Source organism: Aliiroseovarius sp. PTFE2010, assembly GCF_049943335.1.
GTDB lineage: Bacteria > Pseudomonadota > Alphaproteobacteria > Rhodobacterales > Rhodobacteraceae > JBNFVY01.
The window spans coordinates 287,123-306,650 of sequence record NZ_JBNFVY010000003.1; the positions used below are offsets into that span (position 1 = coordinate 287,123).

Annotated in this window: 18 protein-coding genes; 7 read left to right on the forward strand and 11 right to left on the reverse strand. The window is 59.7% G+C overall.

All coding sequences use genetic code 11. From position 1 onward, the window contains the following. Window positions 1-100: 100 nt before the first annotated feature. The 5 genes from ACP2AV_RS07445 to ACP2AV_RS07465 all read right to left on the reverse strand — a co-directional run bounded on the left by ACP2AV_RS07445 (window position 101) and on the right by ACP2AV_RS07465 (window position 4,094). Window positions 101-655 (reverse strand): hypothetical protein, encoded by a 555-nt coding sequence (locus ACP2AV_RS07445; RefSeq protein WP_426372065.1) that lies wholly within the window; start codon window positions 653-655, stop codon window positions 101-103. 114 nt (window positions 656-769) lie between these two features. Then, window positions 770-988, reverse strand: a complete 219-nt coding sequence (locus ACP2AV_RS07450; RefSeq protein WP_426372066.1) for a hypothetical protein — start codon at window positions 986-988, stop codon at window positions 770-772. Beyond that, on the reverse strand, window positions 985-2,508 hold the full coding sequence (gene sufB / locus ACP2AV_RS07455) for a Fe-S cluster assembly protein SufB (RefSeq protein ID WP_426372067.1): 1,524 nt from the start codon (window positions 2,506-2,508) through the stop codon (window positions 985-987). Before sufB ends, ACP2AV_RS07450 begins: the two co-directional genes overlap by 4 nt. Window positions 2,509-2,553: 45 nt before the next feature. Further along, complete coding sequence (locus tag ACP2AV_RS07460) at window positions 2,554-3,639, reverse strand: cysteine desulfurase family protein (protein WP_426372068.1); 1,086 nt, start codon at window positions 3,637-3,639, stop codon at window positions 2,554-2,556. Continuing rightward, window positions 3,636-4,094, reverse strand: a complete 459-nt coding sequence (locus ACP2AV_RS07465) for an Rrf2 family transcriptional regulator (protein ID WP_426372069.1) — start codon at window positions 4,092-4,094, stop codon at window positions 3,636-3,638. Before ACP2AV_RS07465 ends, ACP2AV_RS07460 begins: the two co-directional genes overlap by 4 nt. Window positions 4,095-4,272: 178 nt before the next feature. Here ACP2AV_RS07465 and ACP2AV_RS07470 point away from each other — a divergent pair, with 178 nt between their 5' ends. The 6 genes from ACP2AV_RS07470 to ACP2AV_RS07495 all read left to right on the forward strand — a co-directional run bounded on the left by ACP2AV_RS07470 (window position 4,273) and on the right by ACP2AV_RS07495 (window position 9,139). After that, complete coding sequence (locus ACP2AV_RS07470) at window positions 4,273-4,926, forward strand: alpha/beta hydrolase (protein WP_426372070.1); 654 nt, start codon at window positions 4,273-4,275, stop codon at window positions 4,924-4,926. Window positions 4,927-4,939: 13 nt separating this feature from the next. Continuing rightward, complete coding sequence (locus ACP2AV_RS07475; protein WP_426372071.1) at window positions 4,940-5,266, forward strand: hypothetical protein; 327 nt, start codon at window positions 4,940-4,942, stop codon at window positions 5,264-5,266. Beyond that, a complete protein-coding gene (locus tag ACP2AV_RS07480) occupies window positions 5,263-6,414 on the forward strand; it encodes an HD domain-containing protein (RefSeq protein WP_426372072.1) in 1,152 nt (383 codons plus the stop codon). The genes ACP2AV_RS07475 and ACP2AV_RS07480 overlap by 4 nt, the downstream gene beginning before the upstream one ends. 57 nt (window positions 6,415-6,471) lie before the next feature. Beyond that, window positions 6,472-7,194, forward strand: coding sequence for a VIT1/CCC1 transporter family protein (locus ACP2AV_RS07485; RefSeq protein WP_426372073.1), 723 nt, complete (start codon window positions 6,472-6,474; stop codon window positions 7,192-7,194). A gap of 81 nt (window positions 7,195-7,275) precedes the next feature. Beyond that, a complete protein-coding gene (locus ACP2AV_RS07490; protein WP_426372074.1) occupies window positions 7,276-8,484 on the forward strand; it encodes an NADP-dependent isocitrate dehydrogenase in 1,209 nt (402 codons plus the stop codon). 31 nt (window positions 8,485-8,515) lie between these two features. Then, a complete protein-coding gene (locus tag ACP2AV_RS07495; RefSeq protein WP_426372075.1) occupies window positions 8,516-9,139 on the forward strand; it encodes a YitT family protein in 624 nt (207 codons plus the stop codon). A gap of 224 nt (window positions 9,140-9,363) precedes the next feature. Here ACP2AV_RS07495 and ACP2AV_RS07500 read toward each other — a convergent pair whose 3' ends face one another. Continuing rightward, window positions 9,364-9,924, reverse strand: a complete 561-nt coding sequence (locus tag ACP2AV_RS07500; protein WP_426372076.1) for a type 1 glutamine amidotransferase domain-containing protein — start codon at window positions 9,922-9,924, stop codon at window positions 9,364-9,366. A 160-nt stretch (window positions 9,925-10,084) separates the two neighbouring features. Here ACP2AV_RS07500 and typA point away from each other — a divergent pair, with 160 nt between their 5' ends. Beyond that, window positions 10,085-11,902 (forward strand): translational GTPase TypA, encoded by a 1,818-nt coding sequence (typA, locus tag ACP2AV_RS07505; protein ID WP_426372077.1) that lies wholly within the window; start codon window positions 10,085-10,087, stop codon window positions 11,900-11,902. A 54-nt stretch (window positions 11,903-11,956) separates the two neighbouring features. On the opposite strand, the gene ACP2AV_RS07510 is transcribed toward typA, so the two are convergent. The 5 genes from ACP2AV_RS07510 to ACP2AV_RS07530 form a co-directional block, all read right to left on the reverse strand. Continuing rightward, entirely contained in the window at window positions 11,957-12,721 is a 765-nt protein-coding gene (locus ACP2AV_RS07510; protein ID WP_426372078.1) for an enoyl-CoA hydratase-related protein, read from the reverse strand. Between the two features lie 48 nt (window positions 12,722-12,769). Then, a complete protein-coding gene (locus tag ACP2AV_RS07515; RefSeq protein WP_426372079.1) occupies window positions 12,770-13,057 on the reverse strand; it encodes a DUF1330 domain-containing protein in 288 nt (95 codons plus the stop codon). A gap of 1 nt (window position 13,058) precedes the next feature. Beyond that, window positions 13,059-15,716, reverse strand: coding sequence for an alanine--tRNA ligase (gene alaS / locus ACP2AV_RS07520; protein WP_426372080.1), 2,658 nt, complete (start codon window positions 15,714-15,716; stop codon window positions 13,059-13,061). Window positions 15,717-15,849: 133 nt separating this feature from the next. Then, on the reverse strand, window positions 15,850-16,935 hold the full coding sequence (gene recA / locus ACP2AV_RS07525) for a recombinase RecA (RefSeq protein ID WP_426372081.1): 1,086 nt from the start codon (window positions 16,933-16,935) through the stop codon (window positions 15,850-15,852). Between the two features lie 239 nt (window positions 16,936-17,174). Continuing rightward, window positions 17,175-19,439 (reverse strand): ATP-binding protein, encoded by a 2,265-nt coding sequence (locus tag ACP2AV_RS07530; protein ID WP_426372082.1) that lies wholly within the window; start codon window positions 19,437-19,439, stop codon window positions 17,175-17,177. Between the last annotated feature and the right edge of the window lie 89 nt (window positions 19,440-19,528).

Sequence of the window (19,528 nt, forward strand, 5' to 3'; positions counted from 1 at the left end):
TTTCCTCGTCAAAGCGGTAGAAGGGCCCCTGCGTTCGGCAGGACCCTTTGTGTGGTGTTGATATATTCGTCTAAGGTTCGCAGTGCGTCCGAGCCAAGGCTCAGAACAGGATCATTTTGTCCAGCAAAACGGCCGAGCGTGGCATGGCACTTTGCATGACCTTGTTCGTATAGACCGGCGATGTGGCCTGATCCCACAGGTGTGGCGCCATGTGCACGGTATTGTGACCCAGCGTCAGACCCGCCCCCAAGCCAAATACCAGCATCAAGAGTTGCCCTTTGCGCAGGGTTCCGAAAATGAGCGCGAGCAGAAACCCGGCGCCGAGCGCTGCACCGCCCTCTTGCCAAAGCTGTGTCACCGGGTCGGCCATCGGGTCGCGCAATCCAAGCAGATGGAACAGGGCCACGCGCGCGATCAGCACCGCGCCAAAGCCCAGTGTTCCCGCAATTGTGACCCCGACCAATTTGGCAGCAAAACTGCGGCGGCTCTTTTGGGGTTTGGCCACGGTATTCTTGGCTTTTCTGGACTTTTTGGCGTCGACCGAACCGCCGTCCCCGACATAGACCTTGCCCAGCGTATTCGGCCCGCGCTGTTCGATGCGCTTCAAGCGCTCTTGGAAGCCAGACTGTTGCGCGGTTCCCGGGCTGGATCCCATGATGTGCCTCTTGCGTCGAATTGCTTTGACGCAATCCTGATCGCGCAATCTGGCAAAATTGCGGAAGAGTTTGGGAAATTGCCGCCTTGACGGCACCGTATGGATGACAAGAGATCATATTGCGCCGCCCCCCATGAGCATACGCACAAGTATGGCCACGCCAAAAGCCAGTGCCGAGGCAAGAAATGCGGTCGCATAGACCGACTCGCGGAAGAGCCAGTTGGTCTTGCCAGCGCGTTTGCTAATCGACAGGCCGATCAGCACCCCCAGAAACACCCCGATTGCCGGTCCGAGCGCGCCAATGGCATAGAGTTGCAGGTCGCCGTAGGTCACCCCACTGACCCCTCCAGGGAAATCGCCACAAGTTGTTGGGCTTCCATGGCAAATTCCATTGGCAAGGCTTGCAGGACCTCTTTGCAGAACCCATTGACAACCAGCGCCACGGCCTCTTCTTCATCCATGCCACGCTGGCGGCAGTAGAACAGTTGATCCTCATCCACCTTCGAAGTCGTCGCCTCGTGTTCCACACGTGACGAGTTATTCTTGACCTCGATATACGGCACCGTATGGGCCCCGCAGTTGCCGCCGATCAAAAGGCTGTCACATTGGGTATAATTGCGGCTGTCCTTGGCCTTGGGATGCATGCTGACCAGCCCACGGTAGGTATTCTGGGCCTGACCCGCGCTGATCCCCTTGGACACGATCCGGCTCTTGGTGTTTTTGCCAAGATGCACCATCTTGGTGCCGGTATCAGCCTGTTGCCAGTTATTGGTGATGGCAATCGAATAGAATTCGCCCTGACTGTCGTCGCCGCGCAAGATGCACGACGGGTATTTCCACGTCACGGCCGAACCGGTTTCAACCTGCGTCCACATGACCTTGGACCGATCACCGCGGCAATCGGCCCGTTTCGTCACGAAATTGTAGATGCCGCCTTTGCCGTCCTCGTCCCCCGGGAACCAGTTCTGAACGGTCGAGTATTTCACCTCGGCGTCCTCTTCGACAATGATTTCCACCACGGCCGCGTGCAACTGAGAGGTGTCGCGCTGCGGGGCGGTACAGCCTTCCAGATAGGATACGAAACTGCCCTTGTCGGCGATAATCAGTGTGCGTTCGAACTGACCGGTATTTTCGGCATTGATGCGGAAATAGGTCGACAGTTCCATCGGGCAGCGCACGCCGGGCGGGACGTACACAAAGGATCCGTCTGAAAACACTGCCGAATTCAGCGTCGCATAGTAGTTGTCCGACACCGGCACCACCGACCCGAGGTATTTTTTCACCAGGTCGGGATGCTCGCGGATCGCTTCAGAGATCGAACAGAAGATCACGCCAGCTTTTTTCAGTTCCGCCTGAAACGTGGTGCCGACCGACACGCTGTCGAACACAGCGTCCACGGCCACTTTGCGGCCATCGGCGGGCAGGTCTTCGGCCCCTTCGACACCGGCAAGGATCATCTGTTCCTTCAGCGGAATGCCCAGTTTTTCATAGGTTTCCAACAGCTTGGGATCGACTTCTTCCAGTGATTTCGGCTTTACGTCCATGCTCTTGGGCCGGGCATAGTAATACTGATCCTGAAAGTCGATTTCAGGATAGTCGATCATTGCCCAGTCAGGCTCATCCAACCCGGTCCAACGTTCAAAAGCCTGCAGACGCCAGTCGGTCATCCACTCAGGCTCGCCGTTCTTTTCCGAAATCAACTTGACGATGTCGGGGGACAGCCCCTTGGGGGCATATTCCATTTCGATGTCGGTTTCCCAGCCGTACTTATACTTGCCCGCCAGAGACTTGACGGCTTCGACGGTTTCTTCTTCGACGCCGTCTTTTGCTTTCAACTCATCGACCGATGCCATGTTCTGTCCTTCCTTCGGGGCGGTGCACCCCGGTGCGTTATCGTGTTAAGCCGCGCGGGCGCGGTGTCTTTGATGTGCGGCGATCCAGGCGTCAGCGAAACCGCCCAACTGCGCGTCCGTGGTTTCTGGGCCGATCGACACGCGAATGGCACAAGCGGCGTCGGCTTCGTCATATCCCATCGCGCGCAGCACGCGGCTGGCGCGCACCTTGCCCGAAGAACAGGCCGACCCGGCACTGATCGCATATCCGGCCAGGTCCATCTGCATGACCTGGGTTTCGCCTTTCCACCCCGGCGACAAAAGGCACGACGTATTGGGCAGACGCGCCGCATCCTTGCCTACACAGATGGTTTCCGGCGCATCATTTGCAATACGCTGTTCCAATTGATCGCGGCGCTGTGCCACTGCGTCCCACACGCCGGCTGCCAAATCCGCGGCGGCAGCTTCGGCGGCGGCGCCGAAACCGGCGATCCCGATCAGGTTTTCCGTTCCCGCACGTCGCCCCATTTCCTGCCCGCCCCCCGTGGCCAGGGGCGCAATATCCAGCCCTTCGCGGACAATCAAGGCTCCGACACCTTTCGGCCCGCCCAGCTTGTGCGCCGACAGGATGGCGAAATCCGCATCCGACCAGGAAAACGCAAACGCGATCCGCCCGATCGCCTGTGTCAGGTCCAGCAACAGCCGTTTCGCCTGGACGTTGCGGTACACGAACAGCCCGTCTTCGCGCGTCGGTGGCTGTGAGATGATACCCGTTTCATTGTTCGCCAATCCCATCGCCAAGGTGTGGCTTGACCCCCGTTCGCCCAGTTCGCCGACGGGCAGATCAAAATGCGACCAAACCGCATCATGGACAGTGTCATCTACGATCACGCGGCACTCGTCGGGCTGGCGGGCCAGGATCATCGCCGCTTCGGTCGCGCCCGAAGTGAAAACCACTTCTGAGGGTTTGCAGCCGACAGCGGCCGCCACCTGGCCGCGCGCGCGTTCGATCAGCCCTTTGGCTGCGCGCCCTTCGCCGTGCACGGACGACGGGTTGCCCACAACGTCCATCGCCGCGATCATGGCAGCGCGCGCCTCGGGGCGCAGGGGCGTCGTGGCGTTCCAGTCAAGATATGTGCGCGGTTTGCTCACTCGTCGACCACCTCGAACAGGGTGGGAACGGCCGGACATGGGCGCAATTCGTTTTGTACCACGTCGGCCAGCCGGGTCTGGTGCATGAAAACGTAGACATGGGCCGACAGCCCCTCCCACAGGCGGTTGGTCATCGACTGGGCGCGGCTGCCCGACACCCCGCCTGATGCGCCCGCCCCCGTGTGCATGGCCGACACGGTTTCATCCACGGCCTCCATGATGTCCGAAACACGAATGTCCGATGGCGACCTGGCCAAACGATACCCGCCACCCGGGCCGCGCACCGACTCGACCAGTTCGGCCCGGCGCAGCTTGACGAAGAGCTGTTCAAGATAGGGCAATGAGATATCCTGACGCTTGGACAGCTCGGCCAGCGACAACAGCGTACCTTCAGGCTGGAGCGCAAGATCAGCCAGCGCAACCATCGCATAACGACCCTTCGTGCTCAGTTTCATGACGCTTGCCCCCGCAAACAGATTGACCTTGGACCGTCAGACGCTTACGTCAGTATCCGATCCGCCCATGCGGCCCGTGCCGCTGTTTGCCCGATTTGGGCAAATTTAGAATTGTTCTAAGGTGTCCGAGCAAATTCGTCAAGAATGGCCGGGACCCCCGAGGAGATTGGGACAAAGAATGCCCGAAGTTATCTTTCCCGGCCCTGAAGGCCGTCTTGAAGGCCGCTATCATCCGCAAAAGGAAAAAGACGCGCCGATTGCCATAATCCTGCACCCGCATCCTCAGTTCGGGGGCACGATGAACAACCGCGTCGTGTATAACCTGCACTATGCCTTCCACCAAATGGGATTCACCGTTCTGCGGTTCAATTTCCGGGGTGTCGGGCGTAGCCAGGGCGAATACGACCAGGGCGTGGGTGAGCTGTCGGATGCGGCATCGGCGCTGGATTACCTGCAATCGATGAACGCCAATGCCAAGCATTGCTGGGTCGCCGGGTTCAGCTTTGGTGCCTGGATCGGGATGCAGCTTTTGATGCGACGCCCCGAAATTACCGGATTTGTGTCGGTCAGCCCGCCTGCGAACATGTATGACTTTTCGTTTCTTGCGCCCTGCCCGTCGTCGGGATTGGTCATCAATGGCACCGCCGACCGTGTGGCCCCGCCCAAGGATACCGACGCGCTGGTGCAAAAGCTGCACGAGCAAAAAGGGATCACCATCACCCACGAAGAGGTCGAAGGCGCCGGTCACTTCTTTGAGGATCCGCATATGGAACAGATGATCGGTACGGTGGATGCCTATGTGCGCCGCCGCCTGACCGAGACGTCGCGCTGAGGGCGCGCGGGTCGTGGTGGTAGCCCTGATCGTTGCGGCCGGCGCTGTTGCGTTGGTCTGGGCGGCGGGCGCGGTCTATCTGACGCGCCACTATTATCGCGACGTGCGCGACCTGCGGGACAACCTGCGCAAGACTTATCCGAATGCGGACTGGGCCAACATGAGCGCCTCAGAGCGGCGCAACGCCCAACCCTTCGACGCGCAAGGCGAGGCGATTTTTCACGAAACGCGCGCAGGTTTGCGCCTGCGCCGGGCCCGCGCGCAGGCCTTGCTGGCGTCGTTCGGGCTGCTGGCCATCATGGCGTTGATCCTCATGGCCCGCACAAGCGTCAACCTATGACCGACCCGCTTTCAGCGAAGTTCACCTTCCTGAACGAAGCGGATCGTCTTAAGTCCGTCGAACGGGCCAACTGGCTGACCAACCGATCCCGCCCAGAAAACGCAGCCGAACACAGCTGGCATGTTGCACTGGCCATGATGGTCATGGCCGAACATGCCGAACCGGGCGTTGATCTGGACAGCGCGTTGCGCATGGCGCTGCTGCACGACCTTGTCGAAATCGACGCGGGCGATCACCCGATCCATCTGCCCCACGACCCTGCCGCTGTCGCTTTGGCCGAAGCGCAAGGCGCGGACCGGCTGTACGGGCTGCTACCGCACACCGGCCCCCACCTGCGTGCCCAGTGGGAAGAATTCGAAACCGCCCGAACCGCGACTGCACGCTATGCCAAGGCGATCGATCATCTGTCCTCGGTCTGGTTGGCCCTGGCCAGCGTGCCGCGCGACAGCGAAGAAATGGCTATCTGCACCGACAATCTGCGGGACGGGCGGGTCAGCCGCTCCGCGCAACATGTGCCTGACTTGCTTGAGGTGACACGGGCATGGGCCGACAACCGACAGGTCACGCCGCGGCTGCGTCAATCGCTGGCCTTTCTGGGCGAGGTTGACAAGCTCAAGTGCGAATTGCGCGCCTCGCGGCTGATTGACGGGTCGCGCCATGAAAACTCAGCCGAACACAGTTGGCACATTGCCCTTTATGCGCTGGTCCTTGGGGATCAGGCGGCAGACGGGGTCGCAATCGCGCGGGTGATCCAAATGTTGATCCTGCACGATATTGTCGAAATAGACGCCGGCGATGCGCCGATCCACGGCGATCACGATCCCGTCGCACTGGAAGCCGCCGAGCGCGCCGCTGCAGACCGGCTGTTTGGCCTTTTGCCCACCGACATCGCCACCCAATTCCGGACGCTGTGGGAAGAATTCGAAGCCGCCGAAACCCCAGATTCCATTTTTGCCAAATCCATCGACCGGGTGCAGCCGGTTCTGGGCAACCTGGCAAACGGCGGTGGATCGTGGGTGGATTACGATGTGACTTTCGCCCAGCTTGACGCGCGCGTCGGCACCAAGATTGCACGCGGCGCGCCTGCCATCTGGGCCCATGTCAAAGACCTTTGCCTGACGTGGTTTGTCGAACACGGGCGCATTTGACTTATCTCATTGTACTGGTGCGGTGCCCTGTTACCGTGGCGCCTCAGGAGATCTGCCATGACCCAAACTTCCGGTTCGACACCGACCCGTGCCCGGAGCGCCCCGCGCGATTTTCTCAAACAGATTGTCTACGGGGGCAACGACGGTATCGTCACGACTTTTGCAATTGTGGCAGGGTTCGCGGGTGCCAACGCCCAAGGCGCGGCGCAAATCGGCGCTGTGGCCGTGTTGGTCTTCGGCTTTGCCAACCTCTTCGCTGACGCGGTGTCTATGGGGCTGGGTGAATTCCTGTCGGGCAGATCCCGTCACGGGCTCTATCGGGCCCGCAAACGGGCCCAGATGAACATGATCGCCACGCATGGGTCGACGGCTGTGGATCCGTTGGTGCCCTATTTTGCCAACGCGAATGTGCGCCCGGACGATCTGGACAGTCTCAAATCCATTCTGGCCCGCAATCCCGACCTGACCAGCGACCTGATCATGGCCCGCGTCTATGGAATGGAGCCGCCCAACGGCGGCGATCTGGTGGTTGGGGCTTGGGCGACTTTCTTTTCCTTTGTCGTGTTCGGGGTCATTCCGCTGCTTCCATATCTGGTGCCCTTCACGTCCGGCTCGGAACTGACGCTGTCCATCATCGCGACGTTTGTGGCCCTTGTTTTGTTGGGGCTCTTGCGGTGGCTTGCCACCGGCGAACGGGTTGAAAAATGCGTTGGCGAAGCCGTGTTGATCGGCGGCATTTGTGCCATAGTTGCTTATCTTGTCGGCGCTTTGATCGGTTAGCGCCCCGCGTCTTGGTTTGGACATTGGATTGCTGCAGACCATGAGCTAGGCTGCAGGTAACAATCCAACCGCGAGTGTCCGATGTCCAAAATCAAGGTAGACAACCCCATTGTTGAAATGGACGGCGACGAAATGACCCGCATCATGTGGCATTTCATCAAGGAAAAGCTAATTCTGCCCTATCTGGACATCGACCTGCTGTACTACGATCTGGGGATCGAAGAACGCGACCGCACCAATGACCAGATCACCATAGATGCCGCCGAAAAAACCCGCGCCGTCGGTGTGGCCGTCAAATGCGCCACAATCACGCCCGATGAGCAACGGGTCGAGGAATTCGGCCTGAAAGAGATGTGGCGCAGCCCCAACGGCACGATCCGCAATATCCTTGGCGGCGTTGTGTTCCGCAAACCCATCATTTGCAAGAACGTGCCGCGCCTTGTCCCCGGCTGGACGCAGCCCATCGTTGTGGGCCGCCATGCCTTCGGGGATCAGTATATGGCCAAGGATTTCCACTTTCCCGGCGCGGGAAAGCTGACCATGAAATTCGTGGGCGAAGACGGCACCGAAATCGAAAAAGACGTCTATGACGCACCGTCGTCCGGGGTTTTCATGGGGATGTACAACCGCGACGATTCCATCCGCGACTTTGCCCGCGCATCGCTGATGTATGGGCTGGATATCGGCTGGCCGGTCTATCTCAGCACCAAGAACACGATCCTCAAGACCTATGACGGTCGGTTCAAGGATATCTTCCAGCAAGTCTACGAAGAAGAATTTGAGCGGAAATTCAAAGAAGCCGGCATCTGGTATGAACACCGCCTGATCGACGACATGGTGGCGTGTTGCCTGAAATGGTCAGGTGGATTTGTGTGGGCCTGCAAAAACTACGATGGCGACGTACAATCTGATACCGTAGCGCAGGGCTTTGGGTCGCTGGGCCTGATGACCAGTCAATTGATGACGCCCGATGGCAAAATAGTCGAAGCCGAAGCCGCCCATGGCACCGTCACCCGCCATTACCGCCAGCACCAGGCGGGCGAAGCCACGTCGACAAATTCGATTGCGTCGATCTATGCATGGACAGGCGGGCTGAAGCACCGCGCCAAACTGGACAGCAACGCCGAGCTGGGCCGGTTTGCCGAGACCCTGGAAAAGGTCGTCGTGGACACTGTTGAAAGCGGTTTCATGACCAAGGATCTGGCCCTATTGGTGGGCCCCTATCAAAAATGGCTGACCACGATGGGCTTTTTGGAAAAGATCGATGAGAACCTGCAAAAGGCGCTTTGAAACGCCCCGGCGTCTGACATAGGTTGCGCCCATGCCAGCCCCTGTCCCAATAGATGAAGATCCAGTCGCCCACGCGCCCTACGAAGATGCGTTGGCGCTGATTGTCGGCACCACCCTTGTGGCACTGTCTATCCAGTTCCTGCGCGCCGAAGATCTGATCACCGGGCAGACCGCAGGGTTGGCCCTGGTCGTATCCTATGCTGCGGGGATCGCGTTCGGGCCCGTGTTTTTCGCCCTGAACCTGCCGTTCTACTGGTTTGCCTTTCGCCGCATGGGGCTGGCATTCAGTCTGAAAACCTTTGTCGCTGTGGGTCTGATTTCGGTCCTGTCCGAACTGTTTGACGCAACAGTCACGATCAACGTCGGGCACCCTGCCCTTGCCGCGGTATTGGCGGGCGTCACGGCCGGCCCCGGCCTTTTGGCGATATTTCGGCATAACGCGTCGCTCGGTGGCGTCGGCATCATCGCGCTGTATCTACAAGACAATTTCGCCATACGCGCGGGGCGCACCCAGCTTGTCTTCGATATCGCCGTCTTCGCCTTGGCCTTGGCCCTTTTCCCTTGGGAAACGGTACTCTGGTCGTTGGTTGGGGCGGTTGTGCTGAACGGGATTATCATTCTCAATCATCGTCGGGACCGTTACGTCGCGCGATGACATGAACTGACAGATTTGCGCAATCCAAGACGGTTGCAGATACGTGGGCGGCCCTCAAGGTGGATTGGTCATCGCCACGACAAATGCCGCAACGGCCACCCTTGTTCGCGCATCATGAGAAACACGTAAATCATTACAGGAATGGCCCAAAGCGCCAGGCTTTGGGCCACGTCCTAATGTTGCAGGCGCCTACAGCACCCCGGCGTTAGGCGCCCCGCAACAGGTCATGCGGCAGAGCGTTGATGCTCACCTTCTTCGACTTCCTCAACGATCTTGGACACAAACGCCTTCAGATCGCCCGGATTGCGCGAGGTGATCAGCCCTTTGTCAGTCACTACGTCCTTGTCGTGCCAAGTGCCGCCAGCATTGACGACATCGGTCTTGATCGACGGGTAGGATGTCACATCGCGGCCCTTCACGACCCCGGCTTCCACCAACAACCACGGACCGTGGCAGATCGCGGCGACAGTCTTGCCAGCGTCAAAGAAAGCTTTGACCAGTTCGACGGCCTCTGGCTTGGTGCGCAGGATATCGGGGTTGATCTGCCCGCCGGGCAGAACGATCGCGTCATAGTCGTCAACCTTGGCATCGCTGATCTTCAGGTCGGCCTCGGCCTCGCGACCCCAGTCGCTGCCTTCCCAGCCCTTGATCGCCTGACCATCAGGTGTGGCGACATGCACGCTGGCCCCCTTGACGCGCAATTGGTCGCGCGGAAACTCAAGTTCGGATTGCTCGAAGCCGTTGGTGGCAATGATCAGAATGTTCGCAGATGAAATCGCAGTCATATCGTCCTCCATTTTCGGTTACGGGGACTTGGCCCCTGTCGCAGAGCCAACGGTGCGCTTGGGCATCGGTTCCATCACGCTGCGGCGCGACAATTGATGCTGGTATTTTTGCCGGGCGCAGTATAGGCCCCGCGCAAACGCATACGGACGGACGCCTTATATGGAAATTCGCAACATCGCCATTATCGCCCACGTGGATCATGGCAAAACCACCCTCGTGGACGAAATGCTCAAGCAATCGGGCGCGTTTCGTGCCAACCAGGCTGTTGCCGAACGGGCCATGGACAGCAACGATCTGGAGCGCGAGCGGGGCATCACCATCCTTGCCAAAGCGACGTCGGTCGAATGGAAAGGCACGCGGATCAACATTGTCGATACCCCCGGCCACGCCGATTTCGGCGGCGAGGTTGAGCGTATCTTGTCGATGGTGGACGGTGTTGTCCTGCTTGTCGACGCCGCCGAAGGGCCGATGCCGCAAACCAAGTTCGTGACGTCAAAGGCGCTGGCCCTTGGGTTGCGCCCCATCGTTGTGCTCAACAAGGTCGACAAGCCCGACGCCGAACCAGACCGGGCACTGGATGAATGTTTCGATCTGTTCGCCAACCTTGACGCAGATGAAGACCAGCTGGATTTCCCGCATCTCTATGCTTCGGGTCGATCAGGCTGGTGCGATCCCGAACTTGACGGCCCGCGCAAGGATCTGTCCGCGCTTTTCAACCTGATCGTCAACCACGTGCCCAAGCCCAAGCAGCTGAACCATCAGGACGAACCCTTCACCATGCTGGCCACCACGCTGGGCGCCGACCCGTTCATCGGGCGCCTTCTGACCGGCCGGGTCGAGACCGGCAAGCTCAAGGTCGGTGCGACCGTGCAGGCCCTCAGCCGGGTTGGCCAGAAAATCGAGCAATTCCGCGTCACCAAGATCCAGGCGTTCCGTGGTCTTTCCATGCAAGAGATCGACGAAGCCGTTGCCGGCGACATCGTTTCGCTGGCCGGCATGTCCAAGGCCACCGTGGCCGATACGATCTGTGCGCTTGAGGTCGAAGAACCTCTGGACGCCCAACCGATCGATCCGCCAACCATCACCGTGACCTTCGGCATCAACGACAGCCCCCTGGCGGGCCGCGATGGCAAGAAGGTGCAGTCGCGCGTTATCCGTGACCGCCTGATGAAAGAGGCGGAAAGCAACGTCGCGATCAAGATCGCAGACACGCCCGGCGGCGAAGCCTTTGAAGTGTCCGGGCGGGGCGAACTGCAAATGGGCGTCCTGATCGAAAACATGCGCCGCGAAGGGTTCGAGCTGTCAATCTCGCGCCCGCAGGTGATCATGAAAGAAGTGGACGGCAAACGCCTTGAGCCTGTCGAAGAGGCCACGATCGACGTCGATGACGAATACTCGGGCGTGGTGATCGAAAAACTGACCGGCGCGCGCAAGGGCGAGCTGGTCGAAATGAAGCCCGCTGGTGCCGGAAAAACCCGGATCATTGCGCATGTGCCATCGCGCGGGCTCATCGGGTATCACGGCGAATTCCTGACCGACACACGGGGCACGGGCATTTTGAATCGCGTGTTCCACGGTTGGACCGAATTCAAGGGTCCCATTCCGGGACGCCGCGCGGGCGTGCTGATTTCCATGGAAAACGGCGATGCTGTGGCCTACGCCTTGTGGAACCTGGAAGATCGCGGTCGCATGATGATCGGCGCACAGGCCCCGGTCTATCAAGGGATGATCATTGGCGAACACAGCCGCGAAAACGATCTGGAAGTGAACCCGCTGAAAGGCAAGAAACTGACCAACGTGCGCGCGTCGGGCACCGATGATGCGGTGCGCTTGACCACGCCGATCACCTTGTCGCTGGAAGAGGCCATCGCCTATATCAACGACGACGAACTGGTCGAAGTCACGCCGAATGCGATCCGTTTGCGCAAGCGCTATCTTGATCCGCACGAACGCAAACGCAGGGCGAGAACTGCCTGAACACGACGCCGCATTCAAAACAGCGGCCGTCGCACCGGCGTGTTGCGACGCAGGTCAGGCCAGATCGCGGGCGATCCGTACAGGATCCATGAAATGGCCGATCATGACGCCGGTCGCTTCAGCATACGCACGATCCAGGGGCATCGCCATCTGCGCATAAAGCATGGCTTTGCCCGCCTGGAGCGCGGGCGCATGGCGCGTTGCCAGCAGGGCCGCAAAGGCATCTACTGCAGCGCCAAGCGCCGCGGCCTTGTAGACCCGCGTTGCCAACCCGGTGCGCAGCGCCCAGTCGGCATCGAACATTTCGCCCGAAAAAGCCAATTCAACCATATGCGTGGGGGACAATTTGCGCGACACCGCCACGGATGGCGTTGTGCAGAACCCGCCGTTGTTCACACCCGGCAGACAGAACCGCGCTGCATCCGACACGAAAGCCATGTCGCACGAACACATCAATTGCAGCCCGCCGGCCGTCGCGACGCCTTCGACCACCGCCAGGGTCGGTTGCGGCAGCGTGGCCAGCCGCTGCATCATCGCGCTGCACTCGGTAAAGAGCGTGCGCAAATACGCTTCGCCCTGATCGGCATCGGTCCGGTGGCGGGCAATTTCCTTTAGGTCATGGCCGGCGCAGAAAATGCGGCCTTCACCGCGGATGACAACGACGCGAACGTCGCGATCGTTGGCCGCGCGATCCAGCGCTCCATCCAGGTCACGGATCATTCCAAGTGACGGGGCATGGGCCGGGGCCGCACCTAGACTCAGCGTCAGAACGCCATTGTCACGCGTTTCGGCGATTAATGCGGCGTCGTCGATGGCCATTGCTCCTCCTGACTGGCAGAATGCGTCAGGGTCGGCGCGTTTGGCAAGTCATTCGTCGGTTTCGACAACCATCAATTCGCGTTGCGAAGCACCCTTGGCGTGGCTCAGCGCCTGCTGGTATTCGGGGCTGTGGTAGCAGTCGACCGCGGCCTCGACCGACGGAAACCGGGCCACGACATTGCGCGACCGGTCCTGCCCTTCCAGTTGCACGTACCGTCCACCGCGCGCGATGAACTTGCCGCCGTGTAGGGCAATGGCCGGGCCAGCCAGTTCGGCATATTTTCCATAGGATTCAGGGTCGGTGACCGTGACATGGGCAATCCAGAGTGCGGGCATGTTATCCTCCGATGATGGCTTCAGCGGCCTTGATCGCGGCGTCGGCATTGGTGGCATCCTTGCCGCCGCCCTGCGCCATATCCGGGCGGCCACCGCCCCCCTTGCCGCCCAGTTCCGGGGTCGCCGCGCGGACCAGATCCACGGCGCTGACCCTATCCGTCAGGTCTTTGGTCACGCCGGCGGCGACGGCGGCCTTGCCGTCTGCTTCGGCAATCAGCAGGATCGCCCCCGAACCAAGACGTTGCTTGTGTTCGTCGATCAGCGCGGGCAGATCGCGGCCAGAAACACCGGACAACACCTGGGCCAGAAACGGCACCCCGCCAATATCCTTTGCCTGCGCGCCCCCGCCCTGTCCGGCGCCGCCAGACATGGCCAGTTGTCGGCGCAATGTGGCCAGTTCATTGTCCATCTTCTTGCGTTCGTCCAAAAGGGCCTTGACCCGGTCGACCACCTCGCCCGGTTGCGCCTTGAGCATCCCTGCGACTTCATTCACGCGGTTGGCGGCCTCGACCAGATAGGCGCGTGCGGCCTCGCCCGTCAGCGCTTCGATCCGGCGCACCCCAGCTGACGAGGCACTGTCACCCAAAATGACGCACAGGCCGATGTCGCCGGTCTGCGCGACATGCGTGCCCCCGCACAGTTCGATCGAATAGGTGTCGCCATCAGCGCCCTTGCCGGTGGGCGCGCGGCCCATCGATACAACCCGAACCTCATCGCCATACTTTTCACCAAACAGCGCCTGGGCCCCGATCGCACGCGCGTCATCGGGTGTCATGATCCGGGTTTCCACAGACGTGTTCTGCCGGATAAAGGCGTTCACATCGCTTTCAACCTTGGCCAGTTCTTCCGCATTCAGGGCCTTGGCGTGGCTGAAATCAAAGCGCAGCCGGTCCGCTGCATTCAAAGAGCCGCGTTGCGCCACATGATCACCCAGCGTTTCCCGCAGGGCTTCATGCAACAAATGGGTCGCCGAATGGTTGGCCCGAATGGCGCTGCGGCGGGCGTGGTCAACTTCAAGCTTGGCCGGGGAACCCAGTGTTATCGTGCCCTCGCGCACGTCGACCATGTGGATGAACACGCCGGCAACCTTTTTCGTATCCGTCACCACGGCCATGCCATCTTCGGTCCGGATCACGCCGGTATCGCCGATCTGGCCGCCGCTTTCGCCATAAAACGGCGTCTGGTTGACGATGATCTGGCCGGTCGCACCTTCTTTCAGGCAATCGACCCGAGCGCCGTCGGCAACGATGGCTACGATCTGCCCTTCGGCTTTTTCCGTGTCGTAGCCCAGGAATTCGGTCGTGCCCTTATCTTCGGCGATATCAAACCAGATGGTCGCGTCGGCGGTCTCACCCGACCCCGACCAAGCCGCCCGCGCCTTGGCTTTTTGCTCGGCCATGGCCGCGTCGAATCCGTCGGTATCAACCTCGCGTGATTTCTCGCGCAGGGCATCTTGGGTCAGGTCCAGCGGGAACCCGTAGGTGTCGTAGAGCTTGAACGCCGCCTCGCCCGGCAGCGCGGCCCCTTCGGGCAAATCGGCCAGTTCTGCATCCAGCAATTTCAGCCCGCGATCCAGCGTGGTCAGGAACCGCGTTTCTTCCAGTTTCAGCGTTTCTTCGATCAACGACTGGGCCTGGCGCAGTTCGGTGTAATGGCCACCCATTTCCGCCACCAGCGCGGGAACCAGACGGTGCATGACCGGATCCTTGGCGCCCAGCAGATGCGCGTGGCGCATGGCCCGGCGCATGATCCGCCTGAGCACATAGCCGCGCCCTTCGTTCGACGGCATGACCCCATCGGCAATCAAGAAAGACGTGCTACGCAGATGGTCCGCGATCACACGGTGATGCACGTTGCCTTCGCCATCGGGCGCCCCATCGGTCGCATTGGCGCTGGCTTCGATCAACGCGCGCATCAGATCGGTATCGTAATTGTCGTGCTTGCCTTGCAAGAGCGCACCGATCCGCTCCAGCCCCATGCCGGTATCGATCGACTGCATATCCAGATCGACCATGCTGCCGTCTTCGAACTGCTCGTTCTGCATGAACACAACGTTCCAGATTTCGATGAACCGGTCGCCGTCTTCGTCGGCCGAGCCGGGGGGGCCGCCCCAGATATGATCGCCGTGGTCGTAGAAAATCTCGGTGCAGGGACCACAGGGGCCGGTCGGGCCCATCTGCCAGAAATTGTCAGACGTGGCGATACGGATGATCCGGTCTTCGGGCACACCGATTTTCTTCCACATCTCGTATGCTTCTTCATCGGTATGGTAGACCGTGGTCAGCAGACGCGAGGCATCAATACCGAAATCTTTCGTCAGCAGTTCCCAGGCAAAGGGAATGGCTTCGGTTTTAAAGTAGTCCCCGAAACTGAAATTTCCCAGCATTTCAAAAAACGTATGGTGTCGGGCCGTATACCCGACATTGTCCAGATCGTTGTGCTTGCCACCCGCACGCACACATTTCTGCGACGTCGTCGCGCGCACATAGTCGCGTTTTTCGACCCCGGTAAAACAGTTCTTGAACTGCACCATGCCAGAATTGGTGAACATGAGAGTGGGATCGTTGCGCGGCACCAGCGGCGAGCTGTCGACGACCGTATGGCCGTTGCGCGCAAAGTAATCGAGGAAGGTCGAGCGGATATCGTTAAGGCTTGCCATGTGGGCGGGCTCTTGCGGTTCAAATTTCGTTCGAACCCATTTACGCGCGCGCGCCGTGCCTGTCCACAGGTTCAAAAAGATAAGGCCGGGCGCACAGGCCCGGCCTTGTGTTCTGATCAGAGCGGATGATGCGTCATTCTTCCATCAGCGCATCGTCCGTACCATCATTCGCCGGGGGCTCGGGCATGTCGAATTCCAGCCCATGCGCCGCGCGGATCTTATCTTCGATCTGGTACGCAATCTGGCTGTTTTCGCGCAGGAACTGTTTGGCGTTTTCACGCCCCTGACCGATCCGTTCGTCGCCATAACTGAACCAGCTGCCGGATTTTTCCACGACACCCGCCTTGACCCCAAGGTCAAGAAGTTCGCCCATCTTGCTGATGCCTTCGCCATACATGATGTCGAATTCCACCTGCTTGAACGGCGGGCTGACCTTGTTTTTCACGACTTTGACTCGGGTCTGGTTGCCGACCACTTCGTCGCGGTCCTTGATCGCGCCGATGCGACGGATATCCAGACGCACAGAACTATAGAATTTCAGCGCGTTGCCGCCGGTTGTGGTTTCGGGGCTACCAAACATCACGCCGATCTTCATGCGAATCTGGTTGATGAAGATCACGGTGCATTTGGTCCGGCTGATCGAGCCTGTCAGCTTGCGCATCGCCTGGCTCATCAGGCGGGCCTGAACGCCAACGTTGCTGTCACCCATGTCGCCTTCCAGTTCGCTCTTCGGCGTCAGCGCCGCAACCGAATCGACCACGACCATATTGACAGCACCAGAGCGCACCAGCGTGTCGACGATTTCCAGCGCTTGCTCACCTGTGTCGGGCTGCGAAATGAGCAGCTCGTCAAGGTTTACACCCAGTTTCCTGGCATAGATCGGATCAAGCGCGTGCTCGGCGTCGACAAAGGCGCAGACCCCGCCCTTTTTCTGTTCCTCGGCCACACAATGCAGTGTCAGCGTCGTTTTGCCCGAGCTTTCAGGCCCATAGATTTCGACGATTCGCCCCTTGGGCACACCGCCGATCCCGAGCGCTATATCCAACCCCAGAGAACCGGTCGATGTCGCTTCAATTTCCTGCACGGGATTGTCCGCGCCCAGCTTCATGATTGACCCTTTGCCGAACTGCCGCTCGATCTGGGCCAGCGCCGAATCCAGCGCCTTCTGTTTTTCGCTGTCGCGTTTGTCTGCCATGTCCAAAACTGATGCTGATGCCATACCTGTGGTCCTTATTTCACACCCCGACCGGGGCGGCAATGCTGCTTATGTTCGCCTCTTGTTCTTGCCCTTGGTTATGAGCACAAAAAGAGAACATTTCAACTAAATTCAACGTAATTCGAGTATGGCTTACGATTAGCTAATGAAACCTTATCGCCCAGAGATATCAGTGCGCAAAACACTGGATCGCCGAGGATTTCGCAATTTTACAAGGGATCACAATACCCTATAGCCCAAAGCTAATGTTCGCGCCCCTGCACTGTCGACGTCAGGTCCGCCAGGCTGAACGGTTTCGGCAAGAACACCGAATTGGGAATTTCGGCCTGCTGGCTGGAAAAGCTCTCTTCTGCGTAGCCTGACATGAACACCACTTTGACCCCGGGCCGGCCCACCAGTGCTTTGGCGACCCAACTGGGACCGTCCATGCCGGGCATGATCACGTCGGTCACGAACACATCAATGTCCAGGGTGTCGTCTTTCAGGATTTCGAGCGCCTCTTCCGCGCAATCCGCTTCAATGACCGTGTACCCGCGCATCTGCAACGCCCGCGACGCCACAGCGCGCACCGGCGCTTCGTCTTCGACCAAAAGGATCGTGCCCGAGTCGAAGCTGGTGGTTTCTTCCAATTGCGACTTTGGGGCTTCAACCGTCGCGGTTTCCACGATTTCCGGTGCGGGCAGGTAGACTTGGAATTCAGTCCCTTGCCCGACAATTGAATCCACAAAAATGAACCCGCCGGTCTGTTTGACGATGCCATACGCCGTCGAAAGGCCCAGGCCCGTCCCCTCTCCGGTTTTCTTGGTCGTAAAGAACGGCTCGAAGATGGCCTGCAGCTTGTCGCTGGGGATTCCCTTGCCCTGGTCCTTGACGGACACAACGCAATAATCACCCGCTGGAACCTTCGCCCGGTCACGCTCGAGCGGTTGCGACAAATGCTCGGCGCGGGTGGAAATAACGATTTCTCCGCCGTCCTGCATCGCGTCGCGCGCGTTGACGACCAAATTCATCAAAACCTGCTCGATCTGCCGTTTGTCAGCAAGAATCGGGCGCAGGTCGGGGTCGTGCTCAAGCTTCAATGAGACCTTTTCACCGACAAGTCGGTTCAGCAAATGTGCCAGATCGGACAGGGTGTCGCGCAAATGGACCGTTTCGGCCTTTAGCGTCTGCTTGCGCGAAAACGCAAGGAGTTGCCCGACCAGCGAAGCCGCACGGTTGGCATTCTGGTGAATCTGCACCAGGTCCGCATATTCCGGGTCAGACCGGTCGTGACGCAGCAACAACAAGTCGCAATGCCCTGAAATCGCTGTCAAAAGATTGTTAAAGTCGTGGGCAACGCCGCCTGCCAACTGACCGATGGCCTGCATTTTCTGACTTTGAACAAATTGTGCTTCCAGGGTTTTGAGTTCGGTCGAATCGTTCAGCACCGCAATGAGCGCTGTTTCGTCGCCTTCGATCACCCGGTTCAAGGTGACCTGGATGTAGGTTTCCTTGGACGCCCGGCTGGCGCGCATGATTTCGGGCTTCAAGACGGTGCGCCCTTCGGCCGCTTCGCGCACCCAATCGGATACCGAACGGCCAAGCCCTTCCACCAGGCTGGCAAAAGGATCACCCGCGACAGACGAAATACCCAACAGATGGCGCGCCGGCCGGTTGGCCAGCAACAGCGCACCCTTCGGTGAAATCTTCAACAGCGGGACGGGAAGCGCATCAAGCAATTCCCAATCGCCCGTCGGGCCACTTTCGCTTGGCAGGATATAAAGTTCCCGGCGCCCCGCGTCGTCTTGAACCTGTGCGATGCGGGCACGAAACTTGGACGTCGCACCGACGATCTCATGAATGTCGCCAGGGCGCAGAGGCAGATCGTTTATGATCCGATCCAAGGTCCCCACCTTGCTGCCAACGATATCGCGCATTGCCTGGTTCATGTTCAGGATGGTGCCGGTCTTGCTGACTGCCATCATCGGGATATGGATGGTGTCGGCACTTTGACCGGGCAATGCCCCGGCAAGGTCTTCCATCCGCCACACGTAACCCTCTGCATTTATACGGTGCACGGACAGGCGCACATGACCGCGCCGTGACACGACATCTTCACGGGCCGAGCCATGGGCCAACGCGCGGTCCTGCAAGCGACCAAGTGTCGCCGTCGGTGATGCGAACAGATCCCCCATTGCGGCCAAGAGCGTTTCGCCCGTCGGCCCGAACCTGTCGACAGCCGCGCGATTGCGATACCTGATGACACCGTCGTCATCCGTCGCAAACACCGGTGCTGCATCATTTTCGGTAAAGCGGGACAAAATGCTGCGAAGCTTGGCGCGCGATCTCTTTTCGCGCCCCACAAGCGCCCGCACCAGCGATCCAACCCACATCAGCACCAACCCAGAGGCCAACAGGAACACCCCGATCCTGGGATCTGGCGCGGCAAAGGCGGCAATCACGAAGGCCAGGCCTGCAATGGCGATCAGGAAAACGCGCGGCGCCAGTTTTTCGGCGGCACGCACCATAGGCGATGGATTTAGGCTTTGATCAGACAAGGGAGAAGTTCCGTTAACGATTCCTGAAAACCAGTTTCGCAAAGCTATGGTTAACCTCC